We start from the raw sequence: 18,529 nt of genomic DNA on the forward strand, positions 1-18,529 counted from the left end.
TACTAAATTGAAATGCGGTTTATACTAAATTGAAATGCGGTTTATACTAAATTGAAATGCGGTTTACCGCATTTCAATTTAGTAATGTAGTCAAATACACAACATTAGACATAAAACCGCATTTGAAATGGGTACTAATACAAATGACAAAACTTCCTCGACATATAAAAAAAACACATGATTTAGTTTTTTCAGCACAGGGATTATCAGCAAGAGAACAGGATATTTTTGGACTGATGATGGCTCATATGCGACCTCAAGACTGGGAAAATAATACACCAAAATATCAGTTTACATCTAACGAAATTAGCGAATGGTTAAATTTAAACAAACGAACTAGCGTTGTGTCTCAAATAAAACCAGTAGCGAAAAGACTTATATCTCATGTAATTGGTTTCGAAACAAGAAACTCAGATTTAAGTGAAGAATTCATTTACTATAATTTTTTTAAACGCTGTGAATATAAAAATAGAAAACTAACGTTAGTTCCTAATGATGAATTAAAACGACAATACATAGAGTATAGTAAAGGTTTTTCTTTAATAAATACTCATTCTTTTATTTCAATAAAAAATGAAATGGCAAAGAGACTATATGAGTTTTTCTCACGTTTTAAAGTGTCTGGCAAACTTAACCCAATATCAATTGATAAGCTTAGATATTATCTTGGAGTTATAGATCGTAATGGAATTGTCAATAAAGGAAAAAAATGTCATTTAGATTCTAATTATTTTATAAATAATGGTGTAAAAAAAGCAGTCAATTACTTGAACTCACACTCTGTCGTCGGTCAAGAACTTCTCTTTTCTAAAGAAGAAAAATATCTCGGATTCTCTTTAGTTAGAAAAGGAAGATTAATATCTCATGTAATATTTAATTTTAAATGGATTTATAGAAAAAATACAATAGAAAATTTATTGGAAAAACCGTTCTACAAAATGATAGACGAGAATAAAGGATTTGAAATACAAGATTTTTCAGTTAAAAACAACATTGAAATAGAAGATAACTTTGTACTAAAAAAAACAATAAAAGATAAAGAGCTTGAAGAAATCAATTTTCTAACAGAGAAGAAAAAAAGGATTCTTAAAATTGAAAAAAGTCGATTAATTAACTCAAATAGACTATCTGATAAAGAAATGATTGAGTTAAGTGAACTTTATTTAGAAATTGGTGATAAAAAAAGATCAGAAAAAATAGAATTTGCATTAAAAAAGAGAATTGATTCAAGAAAAAAGTTGGAAAATTATGATAGAAAACTATTAGAATTAGGTAGATTACTAAATAATTTGGAATATTAACTCCAATTAAACATTACATCATGTTTTTCTGCGCTTTTTTCATGTACTCAATCAATTTTTTATCAGACATATCTAACAACGATAATACTGCGGCTCGGACAAGCATTGTAGTATTAGCGAATTTTAACGATCCTAAACGTTCTACTATCTCTTCACTGCTTCCGTGTACTAGGCTATCTCTTCTCGAAGTCAACGCATCGCGTTCTGCTTGAACAAATCGGATTGGTTTTGGGTTAATCTTTGTTGTTGGTGTTTTTCCAAAAACATTGATCTTTCTTTTGATACTTTTCGAAGACGCATGAGAAATTTTTTTTTCCATTTTTTTAATGAGTATTTTTTCTGTTGGCTGCAAAATTTCATTTTTCAAGCGCTTTTCTTTTAACTGATGAAATTGTTCCATTTCCGTTAGATCTTTAAATTTCATTATTGATTACTTCTTCTGAAAAACGTTTGTAATACATAGCTGCTTCAGACGCAGGTTGAGCAACCGAAACAGGAAGATGTCTCAATTCTGCATTACGAAATGCCCCTAATTTTTCCCAAATATAAGTTTTTGCAGTATTATTAGGAAAACGTTCAAAACAATAATTCTTACCATAACGAAGAGACTTTTTAGCAGATTTATTAACTTTAGACGGTACAACGAGAAAATTTATTTCATTTTCATCAATAAATTTAACATCCTGAATATGATCTAAAATAGTTTCTATTCCATCCAGACTGTGTTCTGAAAAATCAGTAGGAAAAATAAATTCATTTGATGCTGATACAGCATTCATCATCAGAATGTTTGAAGATGGGCTAGTGTCAATAATGATGAAATCAAATTTTTCCTTGATGGCGGATAAATGAAGATCCAATCGTTGTTCTCTACGTTGTAAACCCATCATATCCATTTCTAATTTTGACATTAAGTCACCAGAACGACCGCAAATAATACTAAGATTTTCTTGGCATGACCCTTTAACTTTAGCCGGATAAACTGCTTTCATAATATCAAATTTTCGGTTTAATAATACATCACCAACGTAGAATTCTGTATCTATAGCTGAAAAAAACTTAGAAGAATCAGATTGAGAATCCAAATCAATAATTAAAATATTCGAATATTTTCTAGAAAGCTCATAAGCTAAATTAACAGCTATCGTTGTTTTTGTAACACCACCCTTACGCTGTGCAATATTGATTATTCTCGTCATAAATATTTCATGCGTTCAAAGTATACGTTTTATGTATACTACTATGTATATCATAAAGTATAACATACATATTTTAAAATAGTCAAGACTCATGATCCACAGCACTATGTTCTATAAGAACATTTAACGCTATTAGTTTTCACTAGTACTTCTTATCGCCTATTAATACTGTAGTCCTTAAGTACATAACGCAATAGTTGATTAAGTGTGGAGTATTGTTCTACAACATATAAAATATTGTTCTTACTTACTCCTAATGGTTGGATTTTTTGTAAAAAAATTAAAGAGTAAGTCTTCCTTATTTTTTTGTTCTTCATTGGAAGACATTCTATTAAATCCATTCATAGTTAGCTGTTATACATTTGAATTAATGATTCATCACTTGGCTTTATAAATTGAACATAATCCTCATCTTTTGTACATTTTATCTTTGATTTACTATTAATGGCAAATAATCCCTTTACTGCAATTTTTGACCAAACTTTAATGAACGTCTTCTCTTTTTCAGATGTCGTCCAACGTAAGTTCTTTGCTTTAATATCATTAAGTATTTGGTGAAAAAAATGAAGAGTTTCTCCTTCTTTGAGACCAATACCAAGAACCATTTTTTTTAGATATTTGTATGTGTATTCTTCGTCAAATCTACATCCTAGATGATAGAGATAGAGAATTATCGCTCTGCTTATACTGCAACGATTACTAAATTCTTTTTTCACTATTTCAAGTTGATCTAATATTTCAGAATTTCGATGAATAAATTCTATTACCTTATCAGCAGTTAATTTACTTGCAAATCTTCCATCCTTTCCTGCAGTTACTGTTTGAGATAGATTTTCTGTATAATTAATAATCCTTGTTACGGATGTAGTAACAGTTTTAGCATCAGCTACGCTGATATTTTTTATATCACGAGCCACTAAATGTCCTTTCTGTCGAACTCGACCTTGATCAATGGTATTAAATACTGCTTCATCAAGTCCTACGAGTAAATCGCACGTTAAATTGACTTTTGCTTTTTTTGCGGCAAGAAGTCTATTTTGACCATCAATTAGAAGACCATCTTTACTTACCCTAATTGTGTCTCCATTGTACATCCATCTACCGTTAATCATATGGTCAGCATAAAGATTAATTTTATTAACAACCGGAGGAATATTATCAGTATTAATCTCAAGTAATTTTTCTATGTGTAGTTGATTTAATTGAACCTCAGATAAGCTTTGTTGCCTTGAGGTTTTGAAGTTTTGTTCGTAAAGTTCATCAAGTGACATCATTGTTTGTGCTCTCTTAAAAGTAACCTATTTTTACCAAGGTTATTTTCTTTTCCTAATGATTTTGTATTAGTTGACGTATGTATTTAGAATTTTCTAATTGAATTGGTGGTGCATATTGTTCAATCTATTTTCAATTTTTTTGTATTTTTCAATGAAATAAACAGAATTTAACATGATTGAAGAACCAGGAAAAATAATGATATAATTTATAGAGTTAATCGACACTCTTAGTTTAAAAAAATGAGTGATCTCTCATTTTTTTTTTGAGTACAATTGCGAGTCTCAATTAGAATTTTTTTCTAAATACTATTATGAATAAATCTAATCATTTGTATCAGTTGTCTAACCGTTTTATTCCAGGAGGAGTTAATTCTCCGGCTAGAGCATTTATTGGTCTAGATTCATCGCCTTTTTTTGTTGAAAGAGCTGATGGACCTTATCTTTTTGATGTAGATGGTAATTCTTACATTGATTATCTTGGTTCATGGGGACCAATTATACTTGGTCATAACAATCCTGAGATAAAAAAGGCAGTTACTTCTGCTAGTGAATTAGGTCTAAGTTTTGGTACGCCGACATCCATAGAAGTTAAAATGGCTGAAACAATTACAACTCTTATGCCTTCTATCGAATTAGTTAGAATGGTTAACTCTGGAACAGAAGCTACAATGAGCGCAATTCGATTAGCAAGAGGTTATACAAATAGAAATAAACTTATAAAGTTTGAAGGTTGTTATCATGGTCATTCAGATTGCCTTTTAGTAAATTCTAGTTCAAGATATTTAAAATCAGGAAAACCGAGTTCATCTGGAATTCCTAAAGATTTTACAAAACATACACTAATCTGCGAATACAATAACATAAAATCTGTTGAATCAATGTTTAGATATTATCCAGAAGATATCGCTTGCGTTATTGTTGAACCTATTGCCGGTAACATGAATTGCGTTCCTCCAAAAAACGGATTCCTCAATGGACTTCGTGAATTGTGTACTCAATATGGTGTTGTATTAATATTTGATGAAGTAATTACTGGGTTTCGTGTAGAATTAGGTGGTGCTCAAGCTTTATATGATATAAATCCTGATTTGACAACGCTTGGAAAAATAATTGGAGGTGGAATGCCGGTTGGTGCTTTTGGAGGAAAACGTGAAATTATGGAATGTGTTTCTCCTGTTGGAACAGTTTATCAAGCAGGAACATTATCTGGAAACCCAATAGCGATGGCAGCAGGTCTATCCTGCCTAAACGTACTGAAAAAAGAAGGTGTATATGCATATATTGAAAATCAAACTAAAACTCTCATTTCTGAAATAGAAAATTTAGCAAGAATCAACAATATAGCATTATCTACTAACCGAGTTGGCAGTATGTTTGGACTTTTTTTTACAGAAAACAAGAACATTTCATCATTTGATGATGTAAAAAAATGCGATGTCAAAAGATTTAAAAAATTCTTTATATTGATGTTAAAAGAAGGTATTTATTTTCCACCATCCCATTATGAAACTAGCTTTTTTTCGTTAGCTCATACTGATAATGAAATAGAAAAAACTCTTCATGCCGTAAATAAGGTATTTAAACTTATATGATTAAACAATCAATATTAATTTTAAAGCACTTGTCGAAACTGATCAGATCATTGGTTTTTATAGTTTTTCATGACAAAGCTTTTATTGGGAATAATAGCTCTATCTTTGTTCGATAGTTGACTAAATTGCTGCATCTCGCTTCCAAATTGTGTATCATTTTGAATATGTACCGTCCATTATATGAACAATAAGCATGCAATTAACTCTTAAGAAAAAGTTGATAGGTGCCAGTCTATCAGCAGTTCTTGTTATGGCATCAGCATTGACCTGGTTGTCTACTGAACAATTGCTTGATCAAACAAGGACTTCTTCTCATGCTAGAGCAAAAGCCCTGGGTAGATCTGCTGCAAAAGCTATATCTGATTGGATTTCTATCCGTAAAGATATTGTGTCTTCTTTGAAAAATTATGCACAAAAGGAGAACATAATCGATTTTTTACAACAAGCCAGACAATCTGGAGGTTTTGATGATATTTTCTTCGGTAATACTCAAGGAGATATGTATCGTTCACACCCTGAACGTAATAGAAAAAACTACGATCCTCGTTCTCGACCTTGGTACAGAGATGCTCACTTAGCAGACAAACAGATTATTACAACGGCTTATCAGGATGCGATTACGAAAGCATCAATTGTGACTATTGCTGAGCCAATTAAGAACAATGGAAAATTTTTAGGAGTGATAGGAGCTGACGTCCTAATTGATCAACTTATTGATGATGTAATAAGCTTAGATGCAGGAAAAAATGCGAATACCATGTTAATTGATGCTCAAAATGGAGTTTTTTTAGCTCATCCTGATAATCAATATGTATTAAAACCTATAAAAAGTTTATTTCCGTCTTTGTCTATGTCTGTCATCAATAAAGCAGTCCTAGAAGGAACAATAGAAAATTTCATGATCAATGGCAACGAAAAACTGTTCTATTTTATTTCTGTTCCACAAACTCCATGGTTATTTGCAATTCAAATGGATAAAAAAACTGAGGAATACAGGCATATTAAGCTAATAAGAGAAATGCTGTTCACAGTGATTATAATTACTGCTTTAGTGATATTTGCTGTTTCTTGGCTAGTAGGTTTCTTGTTTCAAGATTTAATAAAGGTATCAAAAGCACTAGAAGAAATTACAAATGGAGAAGGGGATTTAACACAAAGATTGGAACCATGTAGCGACGATGAAGTAGGTAGATTAGCGAGAAACTTTAACTCTTTTGTTGGTAACATGCACGAGATGATGGTTAAATTAAGTTGTATATCAACTTCTTTATCTGAACAAGCAAATCATACTGCGAAACAAGCTGCTATTCGTAGCAAGCATATTTTGCAACAGCAAGGAGAAATAAAGATGGTAGCGACTGCTGTAAATGATATGGCTTCGGCAACTCAAGAGATAGCAAATAATGCGGATAATACTGCTAATAACTCTGAAGAAGCTGTTTCCGCTTGTGTGCATGGTTCTGAGCAAGTTATTCAAACTCAAAGTTCAATTCAAAATTTAGCAGAAGAAGTTCGAGTTGCAACAAGTGTTATTCAGGAATTAGAAGCACATGGAAATAGTATTAATACTATTCTATCAACAATCCAAGGAATTGCAGAACAAACAAATTTACTTGCCCTTAATGCTGCGATAGAAGCAGCTAGAGCCGGAGAGCAAGGACGTGGATTTGCTGTTGTAGCTGATGAGGTTCGTGTACTTAGTCAGCGTACTCACGCATCAACAAAAGAAATTCAAGATACTATTGAAAAGCTACAAGAGACAACAACAAAAGCAGTGAGCATCATGGATGATAGTCTTCAGCTGTCTACAACATCCGTTGATGATGCTAACTCAGCTGCATCCAGTTTAACTAAAATACATGAAGCAGTAGAGAGAATTAGCGATATGGCAACACAAATTGCTTCAGCTGCGGAAGAACAAGCCAATGTTACTAATGAGATAACTAGAAATACACAAGGGATCAGTGACGTTTCCAACCAATTCTCGGATGAAGCAAGGGACACGGCAGATAAAGCTGCAGAATTATCAAAATTATCGAGTGAACTAGAGCATGAGATTAGTCATTTTAAACTTTAATGTGTCAATAAAAACTATCATCAAGAATGAATCTGTTATTCAAAATTAAAATATTCTGACCAAAGTACATAATTATGTACTTTGGAACAAATTGCATCAGGTTGAATTCCGTTCTTAACCATATAATGCGCATACAATCGAATTTTTTCTGGTTGGTCTTGCAATTCTGGAGAAACTACACACACTTTTAAACCAATAGACTTAAAAAAATCAAATGTGCGTTTATCCAACGGAAATTTTGTAAAACAATCTACCCATACCCAGCTTGCTATTCTTCTCGCAGCGTTGATAAATTCAATCGGTTCATATTCTGAAAATCTTACTGCAATTTTCTTTTCCTTTATTTTTGAAAGTGATTCCATCATTGGAAATGATGAATCTAAAAAAAAATAATCATGAATTGAATATTTTTTTAAAAGTTGAATAACTCTGTATTCTATTCCTTCTGACTTTATATTCAAAATAATTGTTTTATGTTTGTAACACGATAAAAAATCTTTAAAAATAAAACTATTCATTGTAAATGGATCGTGAGATAAAATAACATCGTGGCTACTATCTCTCAGATCCAATTCAACACCAAAATTTGACTTAATTGAGGACAATGAATATGAATCATTAATTCGATGTGCTATAAACAATGTCATTTTATCATTCTCTTTAGTTTAAACGAAAAATTTATAGTTCTTTTTATAAATTTGTACTTAGATTTTAAGCTATTATTCCAACTTGAATACCCATGGATTCGATCTGGAAATAAAACATTGAATTTTTTGATCTCTAATTTATTTTTTAAAGCCATGTAATAAAAATAAAGGTCTAAAGAAAAATCCTTAGGAGCATTATCTCTGATTCTAAGATAAAAATCTCTATGGAATAAGTTTGGTTGTGCATTGATATCATATAGCTTTTCTTTTAGAAGAATAGATTCAAATACAGACATAAAAAAAGTAAAAAAACTATCATGGAAAGATCTATTTTTTCGCCTTCCTTTGATGTATATATTTTTAATATTGGAATTTTTTTTTACCAGATCTAACCCATTTTTTATATCTAAAGGATCAGTTTGAAGGTCGGCATGAGTCCAACCAAGAATATCTCCTGTCGCGTTTTCTAACCCATTTAAAATTCCATTTCCATAACCTTTATTTATATGAATATTTACAATCTTGATAAACGTGTAATTCTTTGCTTCTTTTTCTATCATCTTTAGTGTATTGTCTTTAGAACCGTTGTTAACCATAATAAGTTCAAAACTTCCATTATTTAATAATTTAAATTTATCTATTAGTGATTCTATATTTTTTTCTTCATTGTAACAGGGAACAACTATCGAACAAATCATACTCAAAATTCCTATTTAAAAAAAAGAGATAGAGTCTACGCTATTATAGGAAAGAAGTAACGGAGTACAATTTCGACACGATCCAATTTGTTATTTAAAAATATATTTATGAGATAAATAATTATAAATTCTACTAAATTTTCTTCTTTTTTTAAGAACGTATTTATTTTATTTTTTTGACATTTGAGTATGTATGCCTAAAATGAGTTCATATCAATTTTATTCCTATCTGATAGAATTTGAAAATTTTAAGTAGTATGTAATTATACAACGTGATGAAAAGTATGCATTTAAAAGAAATAAACGTGTTAAACACGGTTTTCGGTTTCGCTAACTTATCGAAATTAGTTCATCAATTGATAGATGAGTTAATAGAACAAAAATAGCAAGATGCTCATACTGGATTTATTACTAATAATTCACTTTTTAAAAAAGAGAATAAAGGATGGAACTGAGCTATAACGAAAGGCTTCGAAAAGAATTTCGAACCCTGGTTATCGCATTCTTTAATGCAGTTGAAAAATCAAAAGAAGACTATGAGTTGAGCACGCATTTATTGCATGAGATGGCATTAAAAAAAGGTTTAACAGAAAAGCAGGAAATGACATCAGATTGGTTGAAAAATCGTGTATATCAACATAAAAAATATAAGCATTTACCTAAATGGATTGGACTGGCATCATACTATTGCTTGTTAGAAGTTGAAGGATGGGAACCTAGCAAAAATGGTGAGTGGTTTGCTATGATATCTCTTTTTGTAAAAGAAAATAGAGAAGGAAACTTAGATTATTCAAAATTAACAAAAATGTTGCCAAGAGCTTTAGAAGGAGAATTAGGATTTAAGTGGCTACACACTTGCCTTAATGACATTAAAAATGTCCAGAGAAACAGAATAACAAAAAAAACAAAGAGCAAAAAGGAACTTAATTCAAATAAAATAGGAAATATTAGAGATTTCAAATCCTACACCAACTTGCTAGAAGAAGTATCTATGCTTCCAAAACATGGTATTTGTTTACAAATCATGATCTTTTTGAATTGGTGTCATTGCGGATTATCTTCCAAAGAGATGGAAATAGAAGTAGATAATGGATATCCATTTGTAGAATCTGTTTCTATTATCAAATATATGTTAAGTGTTAAAAAACAAATGAATTCTGTGAAAGACTTCTCTGCTTTACAAGATGCAAAATTCATAGAAAAAATAGTAGTTTCGTCAGATAGTGGAAAGATTATTTCTGGAGATCGATATAACCGAAATTCTGTTTCAATTTATTATCGGTTGTCTGATAAGGGTATGAAATTATTTTCTTTAGTTTAATGAAAAAATTAAGCGTTTCTATTCTGTTAGAATTTGAAATAAGGATCATATTTACAAGATTTCATTAGTTTGTGATAGTTTTTCCAATAATGAAAAGTTTTATACTCATTAGGCGTACCTAAAGAGATATAAAAATCAACCTCTAAAATCATAATTTTAGAATTAATATAATTAATCATAGAATCAATATAAAATTCATTATTCACTCTAGCATTGTCTTCAATAAGCTTTGCATATGCTTCCTTAAATATTCTTTTTTTAGAAAAGAAAAAACTCCCTGTAATACCATAATCATTACTGACTAATTTCGAAATCTGTTTCTTAACCGATACAGTTTTGACTTGTCCGTTATCCGTCTTGAGCCAACCATATTGGTTTGGATGAAGATTTGCGTGTTGATGATTCTTAAATGCGAAAATTATTACTTCAGCTTTTTCTTTTTGAATTAATTTTGCAAATTTTTTTTGATCCCATATACAAGCACTATCACAAGACGTAATGAACAAAGATTCGCTATCAGCTATATCTTTTGTTAACAATGAACAAGTAGTAGCTTGGCCGCTCGTAACGCTCTTAATTTCTTTAATATTAGATTCTGGATATATTCTTAAAATAGAATTTAAAATATTGTGCTCCTTATTATGTTTTTCTAATATTGAAAGATGCAATTTTTTATAACTGGGACATGATTTAATAGCGAATGAATACATCGGTTCTTTGTCAACTGGAAGAAGGGGCTTTGGCTTTTTATACCCGTCAGAAGAAAAACGGCTTCCTAATCCACTCATTGGAATGACTAAATGATCTACTGAAACAACTTTTTTATTTAAAAAAAAATTTTTACTTGTATTAAAGTAATAAGACCAATTTTTATACTCCTCCAGATCAGAAGGAGTCCCCCACTGTAACATATATTTAATTTCATAAATATAAGTTGTTAACTTATCTTCTTTTATTAAATTAAAAACAAGACTAACGTAATACTCGCCATGTAAGTCAAATCCTCGTTCGATCAATTTTGGAAAATACTTTTTAATAATTTTTCCATTCTTAAAATAATAAATACCATTAGAAGCATATTCTTCCATGCGATTTTTAGTAAACGGTTTTTTTTCTTGGATCTCGACCATCCATTGATCTTTATCCCTCATAAAAGCATAGTTAGTATTTCCCAACATGTGTGGATGAAAACCTTTATACGCAGGAATGGCACTATCTGCGTTTCTATCTCTGACATCTCTTAAAAAATCTAAAAAATTCCAATACGTTCCAAAATCACAATAGCTAATTATTGTTTCTTCTTCATCATTAATATAGTGTTCAGCTTGAAGTACAGCATAGACAGGTCCTAACTTGTGCGGTTTTATTTCTACAATATTAGATTTTGGTTTCAGTTTTGTGAGAATTTTCCTTATATTTGTTTCTTTTAAGTGTTTGCTGTTGCAAATAAAGGTAAATCGATCAGCGCAAGGAAATAATTCAATGACATGTTGAATGACGAATTTACCATCAATTTTAATTAAAAACTTTGGTTCCTTATATCCAGCATCGAGAAATCTTTTACCTATACCAGACATTGGAATAACCACATGCATTTTGGATTTACCTTCTAAACTTTTCTGATTCCCAATTTCTTAAATATCTAGTCTCATCATCTGATAGATAACAACTATCTTCATCTTTATAAAGAAAAGACATAACCTGGCAATAAAATTTTAACACATCGATTTTTTCACATAATTTCTGATAACTTTTTGAAGTCACATACAGCTTATTTTTAATATTTACCAAGCTTGGTAAAACACGAAATTTTCTATAAAAAGAAAACAAATCTTGTTCTATAGTGTTTAAATTTACTAAGCAAATCTTATCTCCAAGAAATACTGAAATATCTGGTGAAAATGGATGTATTCTTTCATTACAGTACTTAAGTATATCCTTTGATAAATTTTTATCATCAATATACTTCGTTAAGATTTTATCTTTGAAAACAGTGTTTAATGCTCTATTTAATATGCTTCCTTCTTCATATGGAAGAAAGTCCAAACCTAATTTTGACGATAGTAGTCTACTAATATCATTCGTAATTTTTACTGCTTTAGAACAACTATCACTACTTACAATAAGACCATGGTTTTTTAAAAAAATAATTTCATTATCATAGAAAATAGAATTATGGCGCAGAGTTTTATAAACTTGTAGAAAGAGCTCGATACCAGGACTTGCATAATCAACAAGATAAGAATCTGGATAAATATTCTTTAAATTATTGAACAAGCTGTTTTTCGAACAGTATATAGAGACTGATGTTGGATGGGTATGAATTGTATATTTTTTACTAAAAGCATGTAAAAAAGTTTCAATTGAAGGTCTTGTATTCCTTTTAGAACAATTTGATTTAGACAAAATCTTATTACCAATACATTCTAGTTTCTTTTTACATTTTTTTTTATTAGGCAAATTAATAAGTTCATTTTTTAAAATTGTCAAAGACAAGGGTACAAAACTTGTGTGATCAAAAATATCTGATAAGTTCAAACCTGATCTTTTTATAAAGATAAAGTTTCCAATTTTTACTGATGTATTTCCACCACCAGACTGTATTAGATCTAATCTAGATCCTATTTCCCTCGATGCTAAAACTATTTTTCTCATAACCTATCTATTTCAATTTCAGTTAATAAATTAACTGTATAATGCTCGCTTCCATTTTTTTTTATTTTGTCATCCTGATGAGAATTTCTATTGATTAAAAAAGATTTAATGCCTAAAGAAGTAGCACCTAAAATATCATTTTCTAAACTATCTCCAATCATTATTACCTCATCTAAACGACAACCAAGCTTCTTTATTCCATACAAAAAAGGAAAAGGATGAGGTTTTTCTACACCTACTTCTTCGCTAGTTACAATACTAGTGATTCGGTCATCTAGTTTTAACCTTTTAATCTTTCTAAATTGGATACTGGCTGTTAAATCTGTAACTAAACAAATAGGTATTTTTTGAGTTTTTTTTAAAAAAATCAAGGAATCTTCTGTCAAAAGCATGTTTTTAAAAAAATGATTCCAATAAATTTCTGAAGCTTCATAGGAAAATAAAAGTGGATTAATTTTTAAAATTTCAAACATATTCTGAAAATATAGCAATCTATCGTGCCCAGCAGCAGAAATTGGCAACATTGTCTTAGTTCTTATTTTTGCTTTGTTAAAAGCTTTAAATACAAACTCCCTATCAATGTTAAACTTAACAATTATTTCATCAAACGTTTTTTTTAAAGCTAGATCATGAGCAAGATTGTAACAATATAAAGTATTATCTAGATCAAGCAATATTCCTCTTACATTCATCATTTAATTCCAATTTTTATTACTGTTTTTTAATTTTTCAGAAATAGATAACAGAACGATAAATTGAATAAAACCATCGAATCCTTTTTTAAATTTTACTAAATTGCACAGTTCATCTAAGTTTGGAATATGACTCCTAGTAACGTCCTCTAATCCATCAACTTCTGTACAACGATCAAGAGTAATGATTTGAAAATCAATGTTTTCACTGTAATCAAAATTTATGTTTTGGCATAGAGGGAGTTTTTGTATCATACTTTCTATAGGCAAACTTGAATCAATAAAAATACGCAAAGATAATTTTGGTTCTACCCCAATTTCCAAATTTTCTTTACTAAAATATGATACGATTATATCGGCATATTTCCTTTGAGGACGTATGTACTTTCTAGAGTCTTCCTCTCTCGATTCGATCTGCTTTTTTGCATCCTCTATTGAATATCCTCGACTGTTAGTATCTCTTTCAATCTTCCAATGTCTTCTCAAATTTTCTTCTGGGTCCATAAATATTTTAAGGTCGAGAACATCACGTGATAAAAGAAGATAGAAAGGATGCAAGCCAGATATTGATACATAATCTCCAGCTTTTAAAGGATGAGTTTTCTTAAATGTGCCAGTATTATGACAGTAGTTTGTACGTAATATTCTCTTTCCTTTTTTTAATTCAATAAGATCATGAGCTTGTCGATGTAACCAATTAGCTTTTGGATCTAAGTGAGAGTACTTTGACCAATTTTTATGACCTCTTTCCCATTTGTGATCACCATCCCCTTCAATTTGCAAAACTTGAGTACCAAATAATTTTTTTAATACAGATTGAAAAGTAGTTTTTCCTGTTCCACTTTCTCCACCAATACCTATTAAAAACGGTGAATAATTCCGATATAATTTATTATTTTCAATTGAATATTTATATATTACGTATAGGAACAAAAAGGTAGAACATTTTAATGAAGTAAAAAAAATATCCCCTAGAAATTCAACATTTGATTTTAAATCAATATGATTATATTCATAATTTTTTAAAAAAATAATAGGTGATAAATCATAATCGTAAAAAAGGATATAATATCCTAGGTATGAAATATTCAAAAATAAAAAACTAATCAACGAAAGAAGTTTATCTTCATACTTAGCTACTAAGTAAGTTGAAAATGGCAGTATCCATATATACCAAGCAGGTGCAACATCAAATACAAGTAGAAACAAAGAGAAAATACTTACAATATATAAAACTAATAAATCAAAATTTACTTTTTTAAAAGAAAGAAAATTGAAATATAAAATGAAAAGGATCAATGGAATTAAGTAAATTTTTCTATTATTAAATTCGAAAAATGTTGAAAAAATTCTCGATTGAATATCGTTAAAAAATATAGATTTTAAAAAAAATTCTGAGTTAAGAAAAGGTAAATTAATTAAAAAAAAAGTCAATACAGAAATAGAAAAAAATTTTAAAGAAATTTTTAATCCGAACCACTTATATACATATATAAAAATGAAAGGTAAGCAAAGAGCAATATTTAATTTTGAAGAAATACCGAAAGATATAAATAACGCCGAATATAAAATGTTACGTTTTTTTAAGAAAATAAGAGATACCATTAATAATGAGACTGGTATTATATCAATTTGATGATGTATATAAGTTGAGTATATTAAGATAGGAGAGAACAAATAGAATAAAAGAGTGATTTTAGGATAGCTAGATAATTTTATTAAACAAAATAAAATGATAGAATCTGATATTAATAATGGAAAAGTATTAAAAATATTAATTATAAATGGGTTGGATTCTCCAAAAAATAATAATGGACTGTAAAACGTTGATAATATGTAAAGCATCAGAGAAGGATATGGAAAAGAATAATTAGGAAGAAGTTCGATGCTGGATCTCCAAGGATTTAAACCATATTTTAACCAATCTAAAATTGGTTGGTTAAAAAGAAGAATTTGATATTGAGAGGTAAAAAAAACTGAAATAAGAAATTTTACAATTAATGAAAATAGTATTATTTTTTTTAAACTGATATTATCATTCATTTATTCGAAATCTCGATTCTGCATGAATAACAAATAATGTTATTACTAATGCTATTACCGTATACATATACCTAGGATTGAACTCAAATATTCCAAATACTAAAAGTATTCCAATGAATATGCCAGATTTTGTTATGATAATATCATTATGATTTCTTAAAAAAAACGATGATATGATCATATAAATCAATGAAATTAAAATAATAAATTTCATTAATTCATTGCCAAATGATTCTATCTTTATATATTTTGATGAAAGAAAATATTTTGTAAAAATATCTGTTTTATCCAAATGCGCCATGGTCATATAACTAGAAAACGGGGCTAAATTCAAAATCCTGTTATATTTACATAATGCTAATTCCATTATATTTTCTTTTATAAAACTTATATTGTTTTTTATAATATCGATTAGGTCTAAATTTAATTCGTCTCTTGCTTTGTTTTCAGAACTCAATGACCAAGAACCACAGCTATTAGTTCCCTTATCAGAAGAAAGTAATCCTGAATAAAGTGCTACTCTTTGGTTTAAAATTATACTGACATCTTGTTTACTAATCGTACGCAATCCCATTTCGATACTCACACCGAAAATAGCTGCAATAAAGATATAAGTTAAATATGTGAAACTTATTTTTTTCTTATAACTGTATTTTTTGATTAATATGCTTAAAAAATATAGTATTATAGCTGGAGATAAAATTAACACTGTTTGCATTCTCATGCTTAAACTTAGTGTTAATGAAAAGATCGCAAGTAATTTTATTTTTTTGTTTTCAGAAAAAAACAAACTCCTCATTCCGAATGCTAATAGTGCTATATGAGGCTGCATCACTTCTACAAAGCTGGATGCAGGAATCCACCATATTCCAAATGTAAGTATTAGTATGGAAACAATACATTCGCAGGAAAATGACATTTTGTTTGGTCTAACAGAATATGCGAATAAAATCCAAGAAAAAAAATTTATGATGGCAGCAGCGGATGAAGGATGAAATTCTAGTCTTTTGAAGGGATAGTATAAAAGTACTAGCCCTCCACCTTTTACGTATTGGGTTAAATTTTCTACTTGCCAATGAGTCCAAAAATCAGAGATTGGATAAATTTGTGTAGTGAAACCAAAAAGCATAATCAATGATGCAACAAGTGTTGTTACAAAAGTAAACAATCTAAATTTAATCAATTTTATTAAGCCTTAATTACTTGTTAAATGGTAATAAATAAAACATCTGAATGTAGATCACATTAATTATATAGCCATCTTAAGATCGTAGCATGCCAGCGTTTTTTTAGGAAATCAAGTTCCTCAAAAAATCAAATTATTTAGTAGAAAATTAAGACTATTTCAAAAAGATTTGAAACTTATTTAACAAATAGAACAAAACAAGTTTGCATTTAATCAATACATTATGACAAATGATAATGTATTGTTCAAAAAGCAGTTTATTTCCAATATTTTATTAGTTTTAAAATTGATATTAAATTAACTTTAATCTATGTATAAAAATCTTACGTAGCAATATTTTTTTCATTGTCTTGGCATACGAGAAACTAATGTATGATTACACGAATCGCTTCTAAATGGATTGATATCTAATCCTCCACGACGTGTGTATCTTGAAAAAACTGTTAACTGTTTAGATCTGCAACAACGTTTAATATCTGAATAAATTCTTTCAACGCATTGTTCGTGAAATTCATTGTGATTTCTAAAAGAAATAATATATTTTAGAAGCGTTTCGTGATTAATTTTTCTTCCAGTATATATAATATATACACTTGCAAAATCGGGTTGGTTTGTTATCAAACAGTTTGATTTGAATAAATGTGAGCATAGTTTTTCAGTTACTTCTTTGTTTGAAGTTGAATTTTGTAAAAAGTCTTCTGAATAATCATATTGTAATATATTGATGTCTAGTTTATCTAGACAAAAAAAAGATTGATTTATATTGAGTTTTTGACTTTTTTCTATTGAGAAAAAGTTTATGTCAACAGTTGAACCAGAAGCAAAACTAATATCTTTTTTAATTGTTTCTAAAACTTGAATTTTTGAATTGAATTTTGTTTGATGAAAGCTATTAAGGTACAATTTCATAGATTTTGATTCTATTAGTCTTGGAGAGTCTTGAGGAATTGAAAATTCAGCTATGCTAACTTGAGGTTTTCCTTTTTTATTTAACCAAGATAATTCGAATGCTGTCCATAAATCAAAACCATAGAATTTAATTGAAACGAAATTTTTTATTTTTTTTCTTCCTAATATTCGTGGTATTGGGTTAAGTAGATTAGGTTGGTAGTTTGATATATACTTTTCTTTTTTTTTAGGTTTTTGTTGTACATAATAATCACATATTAAAATAATGTTTATAACTAAGGATATAATTAAATATTTACTAAGGAATAAGATATATATATTTGATTAATTGATATTTTAAAGTGATTGGTGTACATATTTTTGTAATTTGTCTTGTTTGAAGCAGTGTTTTTCATATGGATGCTACTTTTAATATTTGATTGAATAATGGTATAAAAATATCACAATCTTTTGAAATAGTGAACAGTTTAAAAGAGACAGAGGTAAGTGTTGAAAATAAGCTTTAGGGTTCATGTATATCGTTTTGGAGTACATAAAATGTGATTATATTGGTTACCCTACTCTAAATTGAATAGAACGTTCTTTTAGATTAATAGAGGATGTTTTGTTGTTTTTTAGAGTTTATTTAGTTTTTGTTGATTTGAGTTAGTAGAAAGTTTTTCAGTTATCCACAGAAACTATAAGGTTTTTATAAGATCTATAAAAACTATGGTTAAAAAAAAATGTTTATATTTCATTACCTTGAATGTTTTTTTTATATTTCAAATGCGGTTAGTACCCATTTGAAATGCGGTTAGTACCCATTTGAAATGCGGTTAGTACCCATTTGAAATGCGGTTTTATGTCTAATGTTGTGTATTTGACTACATTACTAAATTGAAATGCGGTTTATACTAAATTGAAATGCGGTTTATACTAAATTGAAATGCGGTTTA

General features: G+C 29.1%; 15 protein-coding genes. 4 read left to right on the forward strand and 11 right to left on the reverse strand.

Features of this window, described 5'->3' with window-relative positions:
- The first annotated feature begins 143 nt into the window (after positions 1-143).
- The gene (locus tag CF67_RS01400; RefSeq protein ID WP_052538016.1) at positions 144-1,301 is read left to right on the forward strand and encodes a replication initiation protein; all 1,158 of its coding nucleotides are present in this window, start codon (positions 144-146) and stop codon (positions 1,299-1,301) included.
- A gap of 13 nt (positions 1,302-1,314) precedes the next feature.
- On the opposite strand, the gene CF67_RS01405 is transcribed toward CF67_RS01400, so the two are convergent.
- The 3 genes from CF67_RS01405 to CF67_RS01420 form a co-directional block, all read right to left on the reverse strand.
- Positions 1,315-1,725, reverse strand: coding sequence for a hypothetical protein (locus CF67_RS01405; protein ID WP_034413448.1), 411 nt, complete (start codon positions 1,723-1,725; stop codon positions 1,315-1,317).
- The gene (locus CF67_RS01415; RefSeq protein ID WP_034413451.1) at positions 1,715-2,500 is read right to left on the reverse strand and encodes a ParA family protein; all 786 of its coding nucleotides are present in this window, start codon (positions 2,498-2,500) and stop codon (positions 1,715-1,717) included. The genes CF67_RS01405 and CF67_RS01415 overlap by 11 nt, the downstream gene beginning before the upstream one ends.
- 347 nt (positions 2,501-2,847) lie before the next feature.
- Positions 2,848-3,774: a hypothetical protein gene (locus tag CF67_RS01420; RefSeq protein WP_034413452.1), complete on the reverse strand. Its 927-nt coding sequence runs from the start codon at positions 3,772-3,774 to the stop codon at positions 2,848-2,850.
- A gap of 311 nt (positions 3,775-4,085) precedes the next feature.
- Here CF67_RS01420 and hemL point away from each other — a divergent pair, with 311 nt between their 5' ends.
- Both hemL and CF67_RS01450 read left to right on the forward strand, forming a co-directional pair.
- Positions 4,086-5,366 carry a glutamate-1-semialdehyde 2,1-aminomutase gene (hemL, locus tag CF67_RS01435; RefSeq protein WP_034413454.1) on the forward strand — a complete coding sequence of 427 codons (1,281 nt, stop codon included), beginning with the start codon at positions 4,086-4,088 and terminating at the stop codon, positions 5,364-5,366.
- Positions 5,367-5,559: 193 nt separating this feature from the next.
- Positions 5,560-7,443 carry a methyl-accepting chemotaxis protein gene (locus CF67_RS01450; protein ID WP_034413456.1) on the forward strand — a complete coding sequence of 628 codons (1,884 nt, stop codon included), beginning with the start codon at positions 5,560-5,562 and terminating at the stop codon, positions 7,441-7,443.
- A 35-nt stretch (positions 7,444-7,478) separates the two neighbouring features.
- On the opposite strand, the gene CF67_RS01455 is transcribed toward CF67_RS01450, so the two are convergent.
- Positions 7,479-8,090 carry a PI-PLC domain-containing protein gene (locus CF67_RS01455; RefSeq protein ID WP_034413457.1) on the reverse strand — a complete coding sequence of 204 codons (612 nt, stop codon included), beginning with the start codon at positions 8,088-8,090 and terminating at the stop codon, positions 7,479-7,481.
- The gene (locus CF67_RS01460; RefSeq protein ID WP_034413460.1) at positions 8,087-8,788 is read right to left on the reverse strand and encodes a glycosyltransferase family 2 protein; all 702 of its coding nucleotides are present in this window, start codon (positions 8,786-8,788) and stop codon (positions 8,087-8,089) included. The genes CF67_RS01455 and CF67_RS01460 overlap by 4 nt, the downstream gene beginning before the upstream one ends.
- A 445-nt stretch (positions 8,789-9,233) precedes the next feature.
- On the opposite strand from CF67_RS01460, the gene CF67_RS01465 reads away from it, so the two are divergent.
- Positions 9,234-10,109 carry a hypothetical protein gene (locus CF67_RS01465; protein WP_187650982.1) on the forward strand — a complete coding sequence of 292 codons (876 nt, stop codon included), beginning with the start codon at positions 9,234-9,236 and terminating at the stop codon, positions 10,107-10,109.
- A gap of 26 nt (positions 10,110-10,135) precedes the next feature.
- Here CF67_RS01465 and CF67_RS01470 read toward each other — a convergent pair whose 3' ends face one another.
- From CF67_RS01470 to queF, 6 genes are all read right to left on the reverse strand, one after another.
- Positions 10,136-11,704: a sugar phosphate nucleotidyltransferase gene (locus CF67_RS01470; protein WP_052538017.1), complete on the reverse strand. Its 1,569-nt coding sequence runs from the start codon at positions 11,702-11,704 to the stop codon at positions 10,136-10,138.
- Positions 11,705-11,711: 7 nt separating this feature from the next.
- A complete protein-coding gene (locus CF67_RS01475; protein WP_034413463.1) occupies positions 11,712-12,764 on the reverse strand; it encodes a class II aldolase/adducin family protein in 1,053 nt (350 codons plus the stop codon).
- Positions 12,761-13,459, reverse strand: a complete 699-nt coding sequence (locus CF67_RS01480) for an HAD family hydrolase (protein ID WP_052538020.1) — start codon at positions 13,457-13,459, stop codon at positions 12,761-12,763. Before CF67_RS01480 ends, CF67_RS01475 begins: the two co-directional genes overlap by 4 nt.
- Positions 13,460-14,665 (reverse strand): hypothetical protein, encoded by a 1,206-nt coding sequence (locus CF67_RS01485; protein WP_172642388.1) that lies wholly within the window; start codon positions 14,663-14,665, stop codon positions 13,460-13,462. It abuts the gene before it with no gap.
- Positions 14,666-15,491: 826 nt separating this feature from the next.
- Positions 15,492-16,682, reverse strand: coding sequence for a hypothetical protein (locus CF67_RS01490; RefSeq protein WP_034413467.1), 1,191 nt, complete (start codon positions 16,680-16,682; stop codon positions 15,492-15,494).
- Positions 16,683-17,027: 345 nt separating this feature from the next.
- Positions 17,028-17,867: an NADPH-dependent 7-cyano-7-deazaguanine reductase QueF gene (gene queF, locus CF67_RS01495; RefSeq protein ID WP_052538022.1), complete on the reverse strand. Its 840-nt coding sequence runs from the start codon at positions 17,865-17,867 to the stop codon at positions 17,028-17,030.
- Positions 17,868-18,529: the final 662 nt, after the last annotated feature.

Origin of the sequence: Candidatus Photodesmus blepharonis, from assembly GCF_000731795.2 — a bacterium.
In the GTDB taxonomy this organism is placed as follows: Bacteria; Pseudomonadota; Gammaproteobacteria; order Enterobacterales; family Vibrionaceae; genus Vibrio; species Vibrio blepharonis.